The organism is Aquitalea sp. FJL05, from assembly GCF_003852595.1.
In the GTDB taxonomy this organism is placed as follows: Bacteria; Pseudomonadota; Gammaproteobacteria; order Burkholderiales; family Chromobacteriaceae; genus Aquitalea; species Aquitalea aquatilis.
The window spans coordinates 161,460-179,321 of the sequence record NZ_QAJS01000013.1 but is presented as its reverse complement, the minus strand read 5'-3'; the positions used below and the strand labels follow the sequence as shown (position 1 = coordinate 179,321).

18 protein-coding genes are annotated in these 17,862 nt (G+C 62.3%); 7 read left to right on the top strand and 11 right to left on the bottom strand.

The window, feature by feature from the left end; genetic code table 11:
- Positions 1–59 precede the first annotated feature (59 nt).
- The 8 genes from cheZ to eat all read right to left on the bottom strand — a co-directional run bounded on the left by cheZ (position 60) and on the right by eat (position 7,990).
- A complete protein-coding gene (gene cheZ, locus DBR44_RS12510; RefSeq protein ID WP_124644362.1) occupies positions 60–806 on the bottom strand; it encodes a protein phosphatase CheZ in 747 nt (248 codons plus the stop codon).
- A gap of 53 nt (positions 807–859) precedes the next feature.
- Positions 860–1,246: a chemotaxis response regulator CheY gene (gene cheY / locus DBR44_RS12505; RefSeq protein ID WP_199054579.1), complete on the bottom strand. Its 387-nt coding sequence runs from the start codon at positions 1,244–1,246 to the stop codon at positions 860–862.
- 81 nt (positions 1,247–1,327) lie between these two features.
- Positions 1,328–2,266: a chemotaxis protein gene (locus DBR44_RS12500; protein ID WP_124644361.1), complete on the bottom strand. Its 939-nt coding sequence runs from the start codon at positions 2,264–2,266 to the stop codon at positions 1,328–1,330.
- Between the two features lie 36 nt (positions 2,267–2,302).
- Positions 2,303–3,253 carry a chemotaxis protein gene (locus DBR44_RS12495; RefSeq protein WP_124644360.1) on the bottom strand — a complete coding sequence of 317 codons (951 nt, stop codon included), beginning with the start codon at positions 3,251–3,253 and terminating at the stop codon, positions 2,303–2,305.
- 371 nt (positions 3,254–3,624) lie between these two features.
- Positions 3,625–4,038, bottom strand: coding sequence for a hypothetical protein (locus tag DBR44_RS12490; protein ID WP_124644359.1), 414 nt, complete (start codon positions 4,036–4,038; stop codon positions 3,625–3,627).
- Positions 4,039–4,327: 289 nt separating this feature from the next.
- On the bottom strand, positions 4,328–5,158 hold the full coding sequence (eutC, locus tag DBR44_RS12485) for an ethanolamine ammonia-lyase subunit EutC (RefSeq protein WP_124644358.1): 831 nt from the start codon (positions 5,156–5,158) through the stop codon (positions 4,328–4,330).
- Positions 5,158–6,537 (bottom strand): ethanolamine ammonia-lyase subunit EutB, encoded by a 1,380-nt coding sequence (locus DBR44_RS12480; RefSeq protein ID WP_124644357.1) that lies wholly within the window; start codon positions 6,535–6,537, stop codon positions 5,158–5,160. The genes eutC and DBR44_RS12480 overlap by 1 nt, the downstream gene beginning before the upstream one ends.
- A 37-nt stretch (positions 6,538–6,574) precedes the next feature.
- Entirely contained in the window at positions 6,575–7,990 is a 1,416-nt protein-coding gene (gene eat / locus DBR44_RS12475; protein ID WP_124644356.1) for an ethanolamine permease, read from the bottom strand.
- A 366-nt stretch (positions 7,991–8,356) separates the two neighbouring features.
- Here eat and DBR44_RS12470 point away from each other — a divergent pair, with 366 nt between their 5' ends.
- Positions 8,357–9,331, top strand: coding sequence for a helix-turn-helix domain-containing protein (locus tag DBR44_RS12470; RefSeq protein WP_148090022.1), 975 nt, complete (start codon positions 8,357–8,359; stop codon positions 9,329–9,331).
- Positions 9,332–9,338: 7 nt separating this feature from the next.
- Here the strand turns inward: DBR44_RS12470 and DBR44_RS12465 are convergent, their stop codons facing one another.
- Complete coding sequence (locus DBR44_RS12465; RefSeq protein ID WP_124644354.1) at positions 9,339–10,808, bottom strand: PLP-dependent aminotransferase family protein; 1,470 nt, start codon at positions 10,806–10,808, stop codon at positions 9,339–9,341.
- Positions 10,809–11,032: 224 nt separating this feature from the next.
- Between DBR44_RS12465 and DBR44_RS12460 the strand changes: the two genes are divergently transcribed.
- From DBR44_RS12460 to DBR44_RS12435, 6 genes are all read left to right on the top strand, one after another.
- Positions 11,033–11,647 carry a LysE family translocator gene (locus tag DBR44_RS12460; protein WP_124644353.1) on the top strand — a complete coding sequence of 205 codons (615 nt, stop codon included), beginning with the start codon at positions 11,033–11,035 and terminating at the stop codon, positions 11,645–11,647.
- A 110-nt stretch (positions 11,648–11,757) separates the two neighbouring features.
- Positions 11,758–12,303 (top strand): isochorismatase family protein, encoded by a 546-nt coding sequence (locus DBR44_RS12455; RefSeq protein ID WP_124644352.1) that lies wholly within the window; start codon positions 11,758–11,760, stop codon positions 12,301–12,303.
- 60 nt (positions 12,304–12,363) lie between these two features.
- The gene (locus DBR44_RS12450; RefSeq protein ID WP_124644351.1) at positions 12,364–13,272 is read left to right on the top strand and encodes an EamA family transporter; all 909 of its coding nucleotides are present in this window, start codon (positions 12,364–12,366) and stop codon (positions 13,270–13,272) included.
- On the top strand, positions 13,262–14,185 hold the full coding sequence (locus DBR44_RS12445; protein WP_124644350.1) for a GlxA family transcriptional regulator: 924 nt from the start codon (positions 13,262–13,264) through the stop codon (positions 14,183–14,185). Before DBR44_RS12450 ends, DBR44_RS12445 begins: the two co-directional genes overlap by 11 nt.
- A 104-nt stretch (positions 14,186–14,289) precedes the next feature.
- A complete protein-coding gene (locus DBR44_RS12440) occupies positions 14,290–14,943 on the top strand; it encodes an LPP20 family lipoprotein (protein WP_124644349.1) in 654 nt (217 codons plus the stop codon).
- Between the two features lie 65 nt (positions 14,944–15,008).
- Positions 15,009–16,238: a flagellar assembly protein T N-terminal domain-containing protein gene (locus DBR44_RS12435; protein ID WP_233578523.1), complete on the top strand. Its 1,230-nt coding sequence runs from the start codon at positions 15,009–15,011 to the stop codon at positions 16,236–16,238.
- A 64-nt stretch (positions 16,239–16,302) separates the two neighbouring features.
- Here DBR44_RS12435 and DBR44_RS12430 read toward each other — a convergent pair whose 3' ends face one another.
- Both DBR44_RS12430 and DBR44_RS12425 read right to left on the bottom strand, forming a co-directional pair.
- Positions 16,303–16,785 carry a GNAT family N-acetyltransferase gene (locus DBR44_RS12430; RefSeq protein WP_124644347.1) on the bottom strand — a complete coding sequence of 161 codons (483 nt, stop codon included), beginning with the start codon at positions 16,783–16,785 and terminating at the stop codon, positions 16,303–16,305.
- Between the two features lie 117 nt (positions 16,786–16,902).
- Positions 16,903–17,772: a serine hydrolase gene (locus tag DBR44_RS12425; RefSeq protein ID WP_124644346.1), complete on the bottom strand. Its 870-nt coding sequence runs from the start codon at positions 17,770–17,772 to the stop codon at positions 16,903–16,905.
- Positions 17,773–17,862: the final 90 nt, after the last annotated feature.

The window sequence follows — 17,862 nt, the reverse complement described above, 5'->3', positions numbered from 1 at the left end:
CAGCCAGCCAAGCCCCGCCGTGGCGGGGCTTGGCTGGCTGGAGCTGGCGGGCTGCGGGGCTAGAAGCCCAGGCTTTCCAGCAGGTCGTCCACTTGCTGCTGGTTGGACACTGCGTCGGGCTGACCTTCCGGATTGATGACCGGGCCGTTGAGCAGGCTGCTGTCCAGATCACCTTTTTTGTGCTCGGGTGAAAACTCGACCAGCAAGGTCACCATTTCGGTTTCCAGGTTCTTGAACATGTCCATCATCTTCTTGATGACCTGACCGGTCAGATCCTGGAAGTCCTGCGCCATCACGATTTCCAGCAACTGGGTATTGGTTTCGTGGGTTTGCTGCGGCACCTGGTTCAGGTACTGGTGGGTGTCATCGGCCAGCTTTTTGAATTCCTCGGTGGACAGCTGGTTGGCATAGAGCAGGTTCCAGCGTTCCGACAGGGTTTTCGAGTGGTTGCCCAGATGGTCTTGCAGCGGCTGGGCGACATCGATGGCATTGAGCACGCGGTCGGCCGCACTCTTGGTCAGCGAGGCGATGTAGCTGAGCCGGTCGCGGGCATCCGGTATGGCGTCGGCCACGCGCTCCAGCGACTTGTCGTAGCCCATGTCACGCAGGGCATTGTGCATTTTGCGGGTGATCTGGCCGATCTGTTCATACATCTCTTCGTTATTGTCGTTCGCGCCGCCGGCATTGGGCTGGGCTGCGACTGCCACTGGGGCAGGAGCCTCTTCCTCTTTGTGCTGGCTGGCAATGCTGTCAAACAGTGCTTCGAGATCCGGTGAATCTCCGCTATCAAGAATGTGATCCGGCACGATAGCCTCTCCTCTGTGTTGACCTGGCAAGTCTGTTGGCCATGTTGATGCGTTTATTTGTTCATTGTCTGGAAGATTTTGTTCATCTTTTCTTCCAGCGTTGCGGCGGTAAAAGGTTTGACGATGTAGCCGCTGGCACCGGCCATGGCCGCTTCGACAATGTTTTCCCGCTTGGCTTCGGCAGTAATCATCATGAAGGGCAGGTGCTTGATCTGCTGGTCGGCACGTACCGCCTTCAGTAGCTCGATGCCGGTCATGTTTGGCATGTTCCAGTCGGAAACGATGAAGTCGAAGTTCTGGCTTTTCAGCTTGTGCAAGGCCACCTGGCCGTCTTCGGCTTCATCAATATTGGTAAATCCCAACTCTTTCAACAGATTGCGAACAATTCTTCTCATGGTTGAAAAATCATCGACCACCAGGAATTTGATATTCTTGTCCACCATGAATGACAGCTCCAGAAAAATGATTTTCCACGGAATCAGCAGCGCTGCGCCCTTGTTTTATTTCCTGTCGGTAAGGCTTTACCTTTGCAGGTAAGGCATCAGGGTTTCTGACAAGATGGTGGGGTCGAATTTGGCCACATAGGCATCCACCCCCACGCTGGAACCCATTGCCTTGTTGGCGTTGGAGGAGAGCGAGGAGTGCATGATGACCGGAATGCCTTTGAAGCGGACATCAGACTTGATCAGCTTGGTCAGCACATAACCGTCCATTTCCGGCATTTCCGCATCCACCAGAATGATCTTCAGATAGTCGTGCAGCGATTCGTCCTCACCCCAGCTGCGGCCAGCCAGTACTTGCAGGCGATCCCAGGCTTCGCGGCCATTGGTGGCCTGCTGGAATTTGAGGCCCATCTTTTCCAGCACGCTGGTGATTTCCTTGCGTGCCACCACCGAGTCGTCGACGAAGAACAGGTACTGGTCGTTCTCCAGTTGTGCTTGCGGGATGTCCGGCAGGCGTGGCTCGCCAATGACCGATGCCAGGATCTGTTCCACATCCAGAATGGAGATCAGCTTGCCGTCTTCCAGTTCGGTAATGGCGGTGATCATGCTGGAGTTGCTGCCGCTCATCATCATGTTTTCCGGCGCGCGTACCCGGTCCCAGTCGACACGGATGATGTGGTCGACCGAATCCACCAGAAAAGCCTGCGTGCTCTTGTTGAATTCGGTGACGATCATGGTATCGAACTTGTGCTGCCCGCGTTCGGGGTCGACAAAGCTGGCCAGTGAAATCACCGGGATGATGTTGCCGCGCAAGGACAGCACACCCTGCACCCCGAACGGCATGTTGGGGGTTTTGGTGATGGCCGGCGTCTGCGAGACTTCCCTCACCTTGAACACATTGATGCCGAAGGTTTCGCGCGTGCCCAGCGAAAACAGCAGGATTTCCATTTTGTTGGAGCCTGCCAGTTTGGTACGGGCATCGACACTGGCAAGCAAGGATGCATCTGTGGCTGACATGGTTGGTCCCTCTCCCGGGTGGTGACCCGGTCTGGTTTAGTTTTTTGCCAGGCTGAGCATTTCGCGCAGTTTCATCGACAGCTTCTGGGCTTCGAACTTGGATACATAGGCATCGACACCCACCGACTGGCCCAGCTTCTGGTTGGAAGAACCGGACAGCGAAGAGTGCATCAGTACCGGGATGCCGGCAAAGCGCGGGTCGCTCTTGATCAGCTTGGTCAGCATGTAGCCGTCCATTTCCGGCATTTCCACGTCGGTCAGCACCAGATGCAGGGTTTCAGACAGGCGCTTGCCGGACAGCTCGGCCTGCATGGCCATTTTTTGCAGTTCTTCCCAGGCGCGCATGCCGTTGATGGCGAAGCTGTACTTCACCTGCATGGCGTCCAGGGTTTGCTGTACCTGCTTGCGGGCGACGGCGGAGTCGTCGGTGAAGAAGATCATGCGTTCTTCTTCGATGGGTTCGATATTGATGAAGTGGTGGGCGTCGTCAACCAGCGAGGTTTCCGCCAGCACTTTTTCCACATCCATCATCATGGCCAGCGTGCCCTGTTCCAGCTCGGTGACGGCGGTAACCAGGCCGGCCATGCGGTTGGTGATCATGTCCGGCGGCACGCGCATGGCGGACCAGTCCAGGCGCAGAATGGTGTCCACCGCCTCCACCAGAAAGCCCTGCGTCTTGCCGTTGTATTCGGTGACGATCATGATTTCCGGCTTGTTGCTGGTGACGATGCCGGCGTATTTGGCCAGATCGATCACCGGCACCAGCGAGCCGCGCAGGCTGACCATGCCTTCGACCGACGATGGCATTTCCGGGGCGGACGTGATTTCAGGGGTGCGCATCACTTCGCGCACCTTGAACACGTTGATGCCGAAAATTTCCTTCCTCCCCGTACGCTGGTCGTGACCCAGGGAGAACAGCAGGATTTCCAGCTTGTTGGTCCCCGCCAGTTTTGTTCTGGCATCGATTTTTTTAAGAAGGTCTGACACTAAGGCATCCTAGGTGATGTTTGGAATGGTGCAGCGCAAGCGCCCGTTCTGGCGGATGTGCCATTTCTGCTGGCGCAGCGGCAGGTGGCGGCCATTTACGGTCATGACCGCAGCACTGTTTGGCTGCTTGCAGTTTATTGCATTGTTTTTAAACTTTTATGCGCGGCAATGCCGTGCTTAATAAACCACACTATAGCTACTGTTGTTGAAAACAGCCAAGCGATGCAAGGTTTTGTCTGATGCAATTACTGGTAAATAGCTGTTGCAGGCAAGAATGAGAGGAATCTATGCGCTCCGCTGGCTGATTTCCTGCCATTAATCATGCTGCGGCTTGGCGCTGTCGCAGCCTTCATCCCCATCTGTTTGCGGCATTACAACTTGTCCGGATAGCCCTGGTGGCACATGACGCTGGCGCGCAATCGCGTGCGGTTGTCGTAGTTTGGCAGGTCGACAATCCAGTCCCCCGCCGCAGAGGACATCAGCAGCGCCACTTCATGGCCTTGCTTCTGCATGATGTCGCGGAATACCGCGCCATCATCCACATGCAGCTTGCCCTGGTCGGTGGTGATGCCGTAGCTGCTGACAAAGGGGCTGGTGTTCGCTTCCGCATATTCTTTACCCGAGCCGATCAGGTATTTCCTGATGTGGCAGTCGTGCTGGCTGTCCACCTGTGGGGTGACGCTGCTGGTTTTGCTCAGGGATTGCAGCAGATCCTTGCCACTTTGCAGCAGATTGCTACACGCGCTGAGGCAGAGAACACAGCTGAGGAGAAAGATGGCCCGCATGGTGCTCCGGGGGTTCTGGCAATGCTGCGCAAGGGCAGTCTGGTTTTAGGGTCGGGCATTGTTGCAGCAGCCTGGCTGATGCATTGCGCATGCTACCGTAAATCAGCGCGCAAGCGGAATGTTTGGCCAGGTAAAAGACCCGCGAGTTGGCGGGGCTGGGGGAGCGGTCAGGATTGAATCAGGCGAATGGCCGGGCGGGTAGCGCTTGCTGTGGCATGGGCAGGCCCCGCATGAGCGCGAGCAAGCGCCATACGGTCGGCTTGCCTGAGAGCCTGCTCAGCGTGAGGACTCACGCCGCTTGTTCTGTCTTCGCAGCCAGCCGGGTTTGCAGATCCAGCCAGCCTTGTTCCGCCGCGCTGCCGTCCTTGAGTGCCACCCCGGTGCCGCCGCTGCGGCCAGCACGGATCAGCCAGGCCAGCTTGTAGGCCGCCAGCGGGTAGGGCAGGCCTTGTGGCCGCACATTGGAAATGCAGTTGCGTTCCGAATCCATGCGCCCGCTGCGCGGTGCGCTGGTGAGATAAATCCCCAGGCTGTCCGGTGAGCTCAGGCCCGGCCGCTCGCCAATCAGCATCACCACCATGGCCGCCTGCAGGCATTCGCCCACCTCGTCGGCCAGTGCCACCCGCGCTTCACTGGCAATCACCACCGGCCCCACCTGCAAGCCTTGTTGCTGCAGCAGGGGCAGGGTGGCGGCGATCAGCGGCACGGCGTGGCTGGCCACGGCGCGTGCCGACAGGCCATCGCCAATCACGAACAATACATCGCAGGCCGGTACCGGTTCCGCCAGCAGGCCGGCACGGCTGTCCGGGTGCAGCCGGCGGCCCTGGTCGGGGCGCTGCAGGTAAGCTGCGCGGCTGGCAGCGGCACTGCGCGCTGACAGCGCTGGCAGGCCCAGCGTTTGCAATTGCGTCAGCAGGCTGGCCTGATCCAGCGCGGTATGCACGGCATCGCGCGCCTGGGCGTGCGCCAGGGCAAAGCGCAGCGTTTCGCGCGTGGGCAGGCTGGCCCCCACCCGACCCAGCGCAATGCGCGCCACGGTGTGGCTGGCCAGTTCCTGCCAGCTGTCTTCGGTAATGTGGCCGGCATGCAGTGTGCTGCTGACTGGCAATGGTGCATTCATCAGAAGGTCTCCATCAGTTGCAGCAGGGCTTGCTGGCGGTCTTGCGCCTGCAAGCGGCCTGCGCGGGTAATGGCCATGCTCTCCAGCCAGTCTTCGAATTCCGGTGCCCGCTTCAGCCCCAGCAACTGGCGCAGATAGAGCGCGTCGTGGAAGGAGGTGCTCTGGTAACCGAGCATGATGTCGTCGGCACCCGGCACGCCGATGATGAAATGGATGCCGGCCGTGCCCAGCAGGGTGAGCAGGCTGTCCATGTCGTCCTGGTCGGCTTCGGCGTGGTTGGTGTAGCAGATGTCGCAGCCCATGGGCAGGCCCAGCAGCTTGCCGCAGAAGTGGTCTTCCAGCCCGGCGCGGATGATCTGCTTGCCGTTGTACAGGTATTCCGGGCCGATGAAACCGACCACGGTGTTCACCAGCAAGGGTGAGAAATGCCGTGCCACCGCATAGGCGCGCACTTCGCAGCTTTGCTGGTCCACGCCCCAGTGGGCATTGGCCGACAAGGCGCTGCCCTGGCCGGTTTCGAAATACATCACATTGTCGCCCACCGTGCCACGGCCCAGTTGCTGTGCCGCTTGTTGTGCCTCGGCCAGCACTGCCAGATTGATGCCGAAGCCGCTATTGGCTTTTTCCGTGCCGGCAATCGACTGGAACACCAGATCCACCGGCGCGCCGCGCTCGATCAGCTCCAGCGTGCTGGTGACGTGGGTGAGCACGCAGCTTTGGGTGGGGATGGCATAGCGCTGGCGCACTTCGTCCATCATGGCCAGCATGCTGTGAATGGTTTCCGGGCTGTCACTGGCCGGATTGATGCCGATCACCGCGTCGCCGGCACCGTACAGCAGGCCGTCCAGCATGGCCGCCGCGATGCCGCGGGCGTCGTCGGTGGGGTGGTTGGGCTGCAGGCGCACCCCCATGTGGCCGGGCAGGCCCTGGGTATTGCGAAAGCGGGTGATCACCCGGCATTTGCTGGCCACCCACACAAGGTCCTGGTTGCGCATCAGCTTGCTGACGGCGGACACCATTTCCGGGGTCAGGCCGGGAGCCACCGCCGCCAGCATGGCGCTGCTGGCGGCATCGGACAGCAGCCAGTCACGCAGGCCGCCCACCGTCAGCTGGCGGATGGCGGCAAAGGCCTGGGCGTCGTGGCTGTCGATGATCAGGCGGCTGATTTCATCCTGCTCGTAAGGAATCAGCAGCTCGTTGAGAAAGGTCACCAGCGGCACGTCGGCCAGGCACATCTGTGCGGCTACCCGCTCTTCGGCGCTGCTGGCGGCAATGCCGGCCAGCTGGTCGCCGGAGCGCAGCGGCGTGGCGCGGGCCAGCAGGGTTTTCAGATCGTCAAAGCGGTAACGGCGCGGGCCGATGGTGATGGCGTAGGACATGGTTTGTCGGGGTGCGCCAGGCACACCCCGCCTTTCATTATTTGCTGCTGGCGACAGCCGGTTTCAGACGTGCGGCATCACTGCCTTCCAGCAGGACATCGCTGGCTGCTGCCGCACGCTGGCGGTGGGTCAGCAGGTAGTAGGCATAAGCCACGGCCAGGCTGCCGGCAAAAATCAGGGCCAGCAGCTGGTTGTACCAGATCATGGCAATCAGGCAGACCACGGCGCAGGCCAGGGCCAGGCCCGGCAGCAGCGGATAGGCCGGGGCGCTGAACGGGCGGGCCAGCGCGGGTTCGCTGCGGCGCAGCTTGAACAGCGCCAGCATGGACACGATGTACATCACGATGGCACCGAACACCGACAGGGTGACGATATTGGCAGTCAGCGGCTGGCCTGCGATCTGGATCAGGTCGTCACTGAAGATGGCGGCGATGCCGACGAGGCCGCCAACGATGATGGCGCGGTGCGGCGTCTTGAAACGCGGGTGGATCACCGCCAGCAGCGGCGGCAGGTAGCCGGCACGGGCCAGCGCGAAGATCTGGCGCGAATAGCCCATGATGATGCCGTGGAAGCTGGCAATCAGCCCCAACAGGCCCAGCCATACCAGCATGTGCAGCCAGCCGCTGTTACTGCCCACGATCAGCTTCATCGCCTGCGGCAGCGGGTCGTTGATATTGGCCAGCTTGCTCCAGTCGCCCGCGCCACCGGCCATGATCATCACGCCCATGGCCAGCGCCACCAGGGTGAGAATGCCGGCCACATAGGCACGGGGAATGGTGCGGCTGGGGTCCTTGGCTTCTTCGGCGGCCATGGCAGCGCCTTCGATGGCGAGGAAGAACCAGATGGCAAACGGAATGGCGGCAAACATGCCACCGATGGCGCTCAGGCTGAAGCTGTCGCTGCTGGCCCAGCCGTGGTGGGTGAAGTTGTCCCAGCTGAAGCCCGGAGATACCACGCCCATGAACAGCAGCAGTTCAAAGATGGCCAGCAGGGTGACCACCAGCTCGAAGGCCGCCGCCACGCTGACGCCGACGATATTCAGCGCCATGAACACGATGTAGGCACCGCAGGCAATCCACTTGGCGCTCAGTTCAGGAAACTGCACGTTCAGATAAGCACCAATGGCCAGCGCGATGGCCGGCGGGGCAAACACGAATTCGCACAAGGTGGCAAAGCCGGCGATAAAACCGCCCACCGGGCCAAAGGCGCGGCGGGCATAGGCAAACGGCCCGCCGGCATGCGGAATGGCGGTGGTCAGCTCGGTAAAACTGAAAATGAAGGCCGTGTACATGATGGCCACGAAGATGGAACTGAGCAGAAAGCCCAGCGTGCCGGCCTGCGCCCAGCCATAGCTCCAGCCGAAATATTCGCCCGAGATCACCAGTCCGACGGCGATCCCCCACAGTTGCCAGCCGCCCAGCTTGCGTGCCAGGCCATGATTGCTGCTGCTCATCAAATTTCCCCTTGTTTTGTCACTGCTCCCTGTCCAGCGCTCTGGCGACTGGTTCCTGCTGTGCATGCTAGGCAGTGGCTTGCCGGTGGCGTTATCGAAAATCGGAAAACAATTTGTGCCGGATTGCTGGCGGGGCGGGTATGGGGAAAGTCTGTGCAAAAGCCGTGCCGGCTGCTGGTCTTGCTGCGGTGCACGCAATGGGCGCTGCGGGTGGAATCAGGCACCAGGATGAGGCATGGCGTGCTGGCGTTTGCACCGAGGCAGGGAAATTGCCGATTTACGATAGCAATGACCCGCTGCTGGCCGGGGATGGGCTGGTGCGCTTCTTGCTGTGACTGTCTGCATCAGGCAATGCAGGAGCAGGCAATGGTGCCGCTGGGACATGGAATATCGCTGCAGTTCGTTACCCGACTGGCAGAAGACGCCGCCGATCAGGCCGCCTTCATCAGTGGCTGGCAGCAGGATTACGCGCAGATTTCCTGCGGGCGTTTTGCCGGCCGGCTGGATGAACTCTGTCTGGGGCGCTTGCAGGTGTTTCGCGAATACTCGGCCCGGGAAACCTTTCAGCTGTGCCAACCATGGCCGGGGGCGATCTGGTTTGGCATTCCGGTGCCGGGCAGTGGCGAGCGGCTGCGTTTTCATGGCCGCGGCGTGCCGCCGGCTGCGGTGCTGGTGGCGATGGGTGGCAGCGATTTTTCATTGCGCACACCGGATGATTTCACCATCTACGGCGTGGTGCTGGAACAGGCGGTGCTGCAGCAGCGACACCTGCAATTGTTTGGCCGGGAAATGCCGGCGCGCTGGCTGCAAACCGCCGCCGTGCAGCTGCCGCAGGCCAGCCATCTGGCACTGTGCAGCCAGTTGGGCGAGCTGCTGGCGCTGGCGCGGGAGACACCGGACCGCATAGGACGGCAGCTGTTGCTGGATTGCTCGGCCGATGCGCTGCTGCTGGCTCTGGCGCAGGCCTTGCCGGCTACGGTGGCCGGGCGCGATAGCAGCAGCCAGCGGCACTGGCAATGGGTGGAGCAGGCGCGACAGCACGCCTTGCACCCGGCGGCGCGGCAGTTGACGGTGGAAGATTTGTGCCGCGAATTGCACGTGACCCGGCGTACGCTGCAAAACGGTTTTCAGCAAGTGACCGCCATGAGCCCGCTGCCCTTCTTGCGCGCCTTGCGGCTGAACCAGGTGCGCCGCCTATTGCGTGCGCCGCAGGGGGCCGCCGACAGCATCCAGCAACTGGCCGAAGACTGGGGCTTTGCCACGCCCAGCCACTTCAGTTACGACTACCGCCGGCTGTTTGGCGAAACGCCCAGCCAGACCCGGCAGCGGCCACACGGCTGAGTCGGTATCAGCCCCCTTGCAGGGCCAGTTGCTGCTGCACCAGCATGCCGACACGGGTGAGGGCGGCGACATAGCGCTCGTCCAGCGGGTAGCAGCAGGACAGGCGCATGGCATTGCGGTAACGGCCGCCCGGCGAATACAGCGGGCCGGGCATGATGCTGATGTTTTCGGCCAGGGCGGCATGGAATAGCGCCACGCTGTCGCAGGCTTCCGGCAGCTCCAGCCAGATCAGAAAGCCACCGGCGGGGTCGGTGGCGCGGGTGCCCGCCGGGAAATGGCGGGCGATCAGGCCGCGCACTTTTTCCACATGCTGGGCGTAGTGGCGCTTGAGTGCGCGCAGGTGATGGTCGTAGCCGCCAGACTCCAGAAACGCGCCCAGCGTTTCCGACAGCACCATGGGCTGGGCCACCGAGGAGGCAAACTTCAGCTTGCGCAAGGCCGTGCCAAAGCGTCCACCTTCCATCCAGCCGATGCGGAAATCCGGGGCCAGTGTCTTGGTGTAGCTGGTGCAGAAGATGATCCAGCCATCTTCGTCAAAGGCCTTGGCCGCGGGTGCCTGGGTGTCGCTGAATTGCAGCTCGGCATACAGGCCGTCCTCGATCAGCGGCACCTGATAGTGATTCACCAGCCGCGCCAGCCGCTTCTTGGCTTCCAGCGGCATGCTGCAGCCCAGCGGATTGTGAATGTTGGGCATGGCCACCAGCGCGCTGATGCGGCCTTCCGACAGCAACAGCTCTACCGCATCCACCGACAGCCCATGCTGAGGGTCGGTGGGAATCTCCACGGCTTTCAGGCCCAGGCTGGCAAACAGCGGCAGCAGATTGAAATAGGTAGGCGATTCCAGCCCCACGGCATCGCCCGGCTTGGTGACGGCGCGCAGTGCCAGCTGCAGCGCCTCCATGCAGCCATTGGTGAGAATGATGTTTTCCGCCTGCAAGGCCATGCCCAGCTCCATGCTGCGGCGGGCAATCTGTACCCGCAGCCGTTCCGAGCCGGGCGGCAGGGCATAGGTGCTGACCATGCCGGGCTGGCGCCGCAATATCTGGCCCATCAGCCGTGCCAGCTTGTTGCCGGGGTAGAAGTCGCTGCCGCGCGGGCAGGCCAGTGCCAGGTCGATGAAGCCGGGCGTCTGCTGGGCATCCAGCACGGTGCCGATCAGGTCCAGTACCTTGTTCTCGGTCGGTTTGGCCACGCTGCTTTGCATCATGGCCGAGCGTGCCGGCGAGGGCAGGCGGGCGCGCACATAGTAGCCGGACTGTGGCCGGGCCTCGATCAGCCCACGGTCTTCCAGCACGCGGTAAGCGGCCACTACGGTATTCAGGCTCAGTTGCCGGCTTTGCGAGGTGCGGCGCACCGAAGGCAGGCGCGAGCCGGGTGGCAGCGTGCCACGGGCAATCGCCAGTGACAGGTCTTCGGCCAGTTGCTGGTAAAGCGTGGCGCTGGCAGCGCTGCTGCGGGGCTGGGGTGAGCTGGGCATGGCAAGGAGTCCGGGCAAGACAGGTAACAGGCAGACAATGCCGCAGCCGCTGCCGGAGCGACAGTGACAGTGCCCGGCATAGTCTGTGGTGACAGTTACAATAAACCTGACACTGTCACCATGACAATAGTGGATTATTGCAGCTGTCACCATGTGACTCACCCGCCTTAGCATGATGGGGAAGCGCCGCACTGTGGCCGGCGCATGCACACCGGAGCCCTGACATGCTGGAAGTCGCCTTGCTGTCCTATGTGGGCGTGATGTCCATCACGCCCGGTCCCAACAATCTGATGCTGGCCAGTTCCGGCGTCAATTACGGTTTTCGTCGCACCCTGCCGCACATGCTGGGTATCAGCCTGGGCTGTGCGGCGCAGGTGTTCATCACCGCCAGCCTGCTGGCCTGGGCCTTGCAATGGCTGCAGGCAGCGCGGCTGCCGCTGGCGGTGGCCGGCTGTATCTATCTGCTATGGCTGTCGTGGAAGATCGCCCGCTCCAGCTCGCCGCAAGGCGTGGCCGAGGGCCGGCCGATGAGTTTCATCGCGGCGGCCCTGTTCCAGTGGGTGAATCCCAAGGCCTGGGTGATGGTGCTCAATGCCGCCATTCTGTTCATGCCGGCCGATGGCAGCCAGCGCCTGAGCGCAGCCTTGCTGCTGGCCGTCATCTTTGCCGTGGTCAATCTGCCCTGTATCAGCCTGTGGGCCTGGCTGGGTGAGCGCTTGCGCCACCTGCTGTCTGCGGCGCGTGGCCTGTTGCTGTTCAACCTCAGCATGGGGCTGCTGATGGCCGGCACCGCCGTGTATCTGCTGCTGGATGAGCTGCGCCATGCCATGCCACTCTGATACAGCATGCCGGCTTGTCCGGATTTGACAGTATCTTGTCTGTGACAGGCCTGCTGTGCGGATCATGCGGTCGATAGACTGTGTCCATATTTCTCCCAAGGACCTCTATCATGAGCAAGGCAGCCCTGCTGGTAATTGATGTACAGGATTCGTTTTTACAGCGCGACTACTGGGACGAGGCGGCCTTGCCGCCGTTTCGAGCCAGGCTGCTGGCACTGATTGCCGGCGCGCGCGCTGCCGGGGTGCCGGTGGTCTATGTCTTGCACGAGGATGGCGACGGCCCGTTTGCCGCTGCCAGCGGGCTGGTGCGGCCCATGGCGTGGTTGCCGGATGCACCGGATGCCATCTTCATCAAACACGTGCACAATGCCCTGCTGGAGTCCGGCCTGCAGCCCTGGCTGGCCGAGCGTGGCATCGGCAAGCTGCTGGTGTCGGGCATCCGTACCGAGCAGTGCTGCGAAACCACCACCCGCGTGGCATCCGATCTGGGCTTTGCGGTGGATTTTGTCAGCGAGGCCACGCTCACCTTTGCCATGCGTCACCCGCTCAGCGGCAGGGTGTTTAGTGCCGATGAAATCCGCGAAAAAACCGAGCTGGTGCTGGCCGGCCGCTTTGCCGACATCGTCACGGTGGAGCAGGCGCTGGCGCGGCTGTAGGCGACCCATTTATCTGGCAAGCAGGCCATGGCGGCCGACTGCTGTTACGGAGCAAGTTTCATGCCCTTGAAGGATGTTTTGCAGGCGCTGGCCATCGTGCTGATCTGGGGCGTCAATTTCGTGGTGATCAAGTACGGTGTGGCCGATGTGCCGCCACTGCTGCTGGGAGCCTTGCGCTTCATGCTGGCGGCTTTTCCTGCCGTGCTGCTGGTGCGCCGGCCCAGCCTGCCCTGGGGCTGGGTGGTGGCTTATGGCTTGTGCGTGGGCTTTGGCCAGTTTGCCTTCCTGTTTTCCGCCATCAAGCTGGGCATGCCGGCTGGCCTTGCCTCGGTGGTGCTGCAATCGCAGGCATTCTTTACCCTGATTCTGGCCGGGCTGATGCTGCATGAACGCTGGCAGGCGGCGCAGATTCTGGGCCTGTTGTGTGCCTGTGCTGGCCTCGCGCTGATTGGCCTGGCCAAGGGCGGCAGCATGACCGCCATCGGCTTTGGTCTGACACTGGCGGCGGCGGTCTGCTGGGCTTCGTCCAACATCATCGTGCGGCTGATGGGCAAGGCCGGCCACACGGTGCAGCCATTAAACCTGGTGGTGTGGTCCAGCCTGGTGCCGCCGCTGCCTTATCTGGCCATGTCGTGGTGGCTGGAAGGGCCGGCGCGCATGGAGCTGGCGCTGCGCCATTTCTCGGCGGGTTCTTTCCTGGCGGTCGCCTACCTTTCCTTCATGGCCACGCTGCTGGGCTATGGCATGTGGAGCCGCCTGCTCAGCCGCCATCCGGCCAACAAGGTCGCGCCGTTTTCCCTGCTGGTGCCGGTGGTGGGGGTGCTCACCTCGGCCCTGCTGCTGGGGGAGCGACTCAGCCTGTTGCAGGCCGCAGGCAGCGTGATGTTGCTGGCGGGTCTGGTGGTGAACGTGTTTGGCGGCATGGTGCTGGCGCGCTGGCGGCGCGGGGCGGTGGCCCATGGCGCGTGAGGTCTGGTTTGTCCTGCCGCCGCGTTTCATGCTGCTGGATTTTGCCGGCCCGGCCGAGGCTTTTCGTATTGCCACCGAATTTGGCGCGGATTTCAGCTTGCATTACGCGGCGGTAGAGCCGGAGGTGCGCTGCTCGCTGGGCTTGCCGCTGGGCGGCATGGCTGTGCTGCCACAGCAATTGCCGGATGACAGCCTGATCATCATCCCCGGTGCCGACTGCTCGGCCGAGGCTTATGCCATGCCCGAGGCGCGGCAGATCGTGCGCTGGCTGGCTACGCGCATCGATCCACAGCGGCAGTTGCTGGCCACCATCTGTTCTGCCGCCTTGCTGGCCGGTGCCGCCGGCTTGCTGGCGGGGCGGCAGTGCACCACTCATCACAGCCTGATTGCGCGCCTGCAAGCCAGCGATGCCAGCGCCCGGGTGCAGGAAAACCGGGTATTCGTGCAGGATGGCCGCTTGTGGACCAGTGCCGGCATCACCGCGGGTATCGATCTGGCGCTCTACCTGATCAGCCAGCTGGCTTCGCCGGCCATTGCCCGCGATGTGGCGCGGGAAATGGTGGTGTACTTCCGCCGCTCCGGGCAGGATGCCCAGCTCTCGCCCTGGCTGGCCCATCGCAATCACCTGCATCCGGCGGTGCACAAGGTGCAGGACCTGATTGCCGCCAAGCCGCAGGATGACTGGAGCCTGCCGGCGCTGGCCGGGTTGGTGCATGTCAGCCCACGCCACCTGTCGCGGCTGTTCCGCGAACATGCTGGAGTTTCGGTACACGATTATCATCTGGCGCTGCGGGCTGCCCTGGCCGGGCAGTGGCGTGCCGCCGGCCTGTCCAAGGAAAAGGCCGCGCTGGCCGCAGGTTTTTCCTCGGCCCGGCAATGGCAGCGCGCCCTGCAGTCGGCCCCTGCGGGCTGACAAAAATTAACTCAAGTTTACCTGTTGCCAGCCGATATAATGCTGACGCTGCGGGATGGACCCTCCGCAATCCGCATCCAGAACAAGTAGAAATGGTAATCGCCATGAACACCTGCACTCGCCGTATGGCCGCCGTATCCCTGTTGCTGGGCCTGACTGCCTGCGCCTCCGCCAGCCAGCCCGCCGCCGAGTCAGCCATGCGCCCACTGGCCGAGCCGCCAGCCAGCAGCGGCAGCTTTACCGGCGTTGGCTATGCCGGCCCCGGCATCGAACCGGAAGCCCCCAAAGTGGTGGTGAAAGAAGTGAATCCCTATGCGCCGGTGATCATCCGTGCCACCGGCAATGGTGCCGCGCCTTATACCTCGGCGCTGACCCCGTCCCAGCGCAAGCTGCTGTCGATGCGTGCCGCCCGGCTGGATGCTTACCGCTCCATTGCGGAACAGGTGCAGGGCATGAAGCTGGTGGGTAACAGCTCGGTGGCCAATATGGTGGCCACCAGCGACGGCTTCCGCACTTATGTGGATGCCTATCTGCGCGGTGTGCGCATGGTGTCCACCAATTTGCTGCCGGACGGCACCAGCGAAGCCGTGGCCGAAATCACCCTGGATCAGGATTTCTACAAGCAATACAAGAACGCCCTGGAAAAAACTGGTAGTGTGATGAAGGCAGCCCAGCAAAATGGTGTTGCCGGTGTCGAGTGCACCGAGGGCAACTGCGGAGCCTCGCGTTACGAAAGCAATTTTTACGTAGCCCACTGATGACGATACGTTTGCTTACCTGCAAAGTTGCCGCCCTTGGGGCGGCTTTTGCTTTGTGTGCCCCTGTGTGGGCCGCGCCGATTACCGCCGAGGGCATGGCCGCCATGGATGCCGGCAGTCCGGCTGCGCGTGAAATGGCGATTCGCGATGCCTTGCAGCAGGCTGCCATCAGCAATGGCGCCGAGCTGCAATCGCTGCAGCTGATGGAGTCCGGCAATGTCAGCGAAAGCAGCGTGCTGTCTGCGCCATCGCTGCAGGGCAAGGTCAAGATCCTGCAGGAGTACAACAGCGATGGCGTGTATCACGTGCGGCTGAGCATAGACCCGCAAGCCAGCGCAAGCGGACCGGTAGGCAGTGCGCCCAAGCCGACGCAAAACGCCAGCTGCGGCATGCCGGCGGGGCGTAGTCTGCGTCGCAAGCTGCTGACCACCTATTTCTATGTGGCCAACCCTGCCGAGGCCAATGACCTGCAGGATCTGGCCACGGCGCTGCCCGGCGAGATGGCGCGCCGCCTGCGCCAGCAGGGGCCGTTTGACGTGCGTAATGCCAGCCACCTGACCGTGCTGAGCAATATGGCTGCCGACGAACCGGTGGCCGGCTGGGATACCGTGCGCGAGCTGGGCCGGCGCGAGGACGTGCAGTTCGTCATCGCCGGACGGGTACTGTCTACCGCAGTGGTGGGCAAGAGCCTGCGCCACACCATGTATGAATCCAACAATACCAGCCAGCAGGGCGCGTATTACACCGGACCGCTGGCCGGGCTGTTTGGCGGTGCGCTCAAGTACACGCCATCGGCACGGCAGTTTGACATGGAACTGTGGGTGTATGACGCGCTGACCGGCGCAGTACTGGCCGACCAGCGCTTCAGCCGCGTAGCCCAGGGCAAGGTGGTAGCGCAATTGCCGGCCCCGTTTGCCACCACCGCTTTCTGGCAGGGTGATTACGGCAAGGCGGTGGATGGCCTGCTGGATCAGGCGAGCCGCCAGCTGGTGGATCTGGTCAGCTGCATTCCGCTGTCGGCCAAGGTGGTGAAAGTGGAAGATGGCCGTCAGCTGTTCATCAATGTGGGCGGGCTGGATGGCATGAAGGTGGGCGACCAGATGCTGCTGTACAAGCCGCGCTCGGCGCAGATTCTGCGCAGTGGCGGCGGCGTGCGCGAACTGGGTGTGCCGGAGGATTTGTCCGGCACCATCAGCATTACCCAGGTGCAGCCCAATTTCTCCATCGCCCAGGTGCAAAGCGCCCGGCTCAAGGTGGAGGAGGGGGATTACGTCCGTTTCATGACCAGGCGTTAAATCCCTCACCACCATGACAAAGCCCCGCCAGCGTGCGGGGCTTTGTCATGCGGCAGGCCTGGCTTCAGGCCTGTTCGGCAAACTTCAGCAGGGTGTCGCCGGCCAGGCGGTAGCGTACCCATTCGGACTGGGCGGCTGCGCCAAAGGATTCGTAGAAATCGATGGCCGGCTGGTTCCAGTCCAGCACGCTCCATTCGAAGCGGCCGCAGCCCTTGGCCACGGCCAGTTGCGCCAGATGGCGCAGCAGCCGTTTACCCGCACCGCTGCCGCGTGCCGCGGGGGTGATGTACAGGTCTTCCAGATACAGGCCGGATTTGCCCAGCCAGGTGGAATAGCTGAAAAAATACACCGCGTAGCCGATGGGCTGACCGTGCTGCAGGCAGATCAGGCTTTCGGCGCTGGCATCGGCACCAAACAGCGACTCCTCGATATCGGCCACGCTGGCGACCACTTCCTGTTCGGCTTTTTCATAGATGGCCAGCTCACGGATGTAATGCAGGATCAGCGCGGCATCGGCGCGGGTGGCGGGGCGAATTTCTATGCTCACAAGCAACTCCTGGTTCGAGCGGAACAGCCCGCTTCAATACGTCAAGTGCAATGAAAAGGGCCGGTTTGCCCGGCCCTGCGTGTCAGGAATACCAACAAGAATACCAATAAGCGGCGATCAGCCGGCCAGCCAGTTACCCGGGTGGGCCTCCAGCCAGGTCTTGATGTTGCGGGCATCGTTGACGCGGGCCGAGTTGCCGCCGGCAGCCAGCAGTACGATGATCAAGGGCTGCGAACCGACCGTGGCCTGCATCACCATGCAGCGGCCAGCTTCCTGGATGTAACCGGTTTTCTGGATGCTGATGTCCCAGTTGCCTTCGCGCACCAGCGCATTGCTGTTGCGGTACTGCAGCACGCGGTTGCGTACCGAGACGATCTGGTGTTCCGGCGTGGTGGTAAAGGCGCGGATCAGCGGGTAGCTGTGGGCGGCCTTCACCATGCGTGCCAGATCACCGGCGGTGGAGGTGTTGCGCAGATCCAGGCCGGTGGGGTCGTAGAACACGGTTTCGTTCATGCCCAGGCTACGTGCCTTGCGGTTCATGCGCTCGACGAAGGCCGCCGTGCCACCCGGCAGGGCGGTACGGGCCAGCGTGGCGGCGGCGCGGTTTTCCGAGGACATCAGTGCCAGCAACAGCATTTCCTTGCGCGGCAGGGTAGTGCCTACGGCCAGCCGCGAGGTGGTATTTTTCAGACGATCGATTTCGGCATCGGATACCGAAACCTCCTGTTCCAGCGATACGCCTGAATCCAGCAGCACCATGGCGGTCATCAGCTTGCTGATGGAGGCAATCGGCATGCGTTGATGGATGTTCTTTTCGTATAGCGGCTCGCCGGTGGCACCGTTCAGTACCAGCACCGAGTGCGAACTCAGGCGCGGTGCTGCATGGTCGGCCATCTGGCTGGCAACCATGACGCCCGGTGGCGGCGCGGCCACTGCCGGCATCGCCAGGGCGGCGGAAACCAGCAGGGCGGCAAATTTTCTCAGCATAAGAGATACACTCCCGTGTCTTGTCGTTGGAGATACAGCCTGTCAGAAATCATGCTTTCATCATATTGATGCGCAAGGATTCTTCATCTC

What these genes read in the sequence shown, in the direction of transcription:
- DBR44_RS12455 (WP_124644352.1), top strand. Translation starts at nt 11,758, where the DNA reads ATGAGCAAGGCAGCCCTGCTGGTAATTGATGTACAGGATTCGTTTTTA.
- DBR44_RS12460 (WP_124644353.1), top strand. Translation starts at nt 11,033, where the DNA reads ATGCTGGAAGTCGCCTTGCTGTCCTATGTGGGCGTGATGTCCATCACG.
- eutC (WP_124644358.1), bottom strand. Translation starts at nt 5,158, where the DNA reads ATGAATGCACCATTGCCAGTCAGCAGCACACTGCATGCCGGCCACATT.
- DBR44_RS12490 (WP_124644359.1), bottom strand. Translation starts at nt 4,038, where the DNA reads ATGCGGGCCATCTTTCTCCTCAGCTGTGTTCTCTGCCTCAGCGCGTGT.
- DBR44_RS12480 (WP_124644357.1), bottom strand. Translation starts at nt 6,537, where the DNA reads ATGTCCTACGCCATCACCATCGGCCCGCGCCGTTACCGCTTTGACGAT.
- DBR44_RS12450 (WP_124644351.1), top strand. Translation starts at nt 12,364, where the DNA reads ATGCCCTTGAAGGATGTTTTGCAGGCGCTGGCCATCGTGCTGATCTGG.
- DBR44_RS12470 (WP_148090022.1), top strand. Translation starts at nt 8,357, where the DNA reads ATGGTGCCGCTGGGACATGGAATATCGCTGCAGTTCGTTACCCGACTG.
- DBR44_RS12445 (WP_124644350.1), top strand. Translation starts at nt 13,262, where the DNA reads ATGGCGCGTGAGGTCTGGTTTGTCCTGCCGCCGCGTTTCATGCTGCTG.
- DBR44_RS12440 (WP_124644349.1), top strand. Translation starts at nt 14,290, where the DNA reads ATGAACACCTGCACTCGCCGTATGGCCGCCGTATCCCTGTTGCTGGGC.
- eat (WP_124644356.1), bottom strand. Translation starts at nt 7,990, where the DNA reads ATGAGCAGCAGCAATCATGGCCTGGCACGCAAGCTGGGCGGCTGGCAA.
- DBR44_RS12465 (WP_124644354.1), bottom strand. Translation starts at nt 10,808, where the DNA reads ATGCCCAGCTCACCCCAGCCCCGCAGCAGCGCTGCCAGCGCCACGCTT.
- DBR44_RS12500 (WP_124644361.1), bottom strand. Translation starts at nt 2,266, where the DNA reads ATGTCAGCCACAGATGCATCCTTGCTTGCCAGTGTCGATGCCCGTACC.
- DBR44_RS12425 (WP_124644346.1), bottom strand. Translation starts at nt 17,772, where the DNA reads ATGCTGAGAAAATTTGCCGCCCTGCTGGTTTCCGCCGCCCTGGCGATG.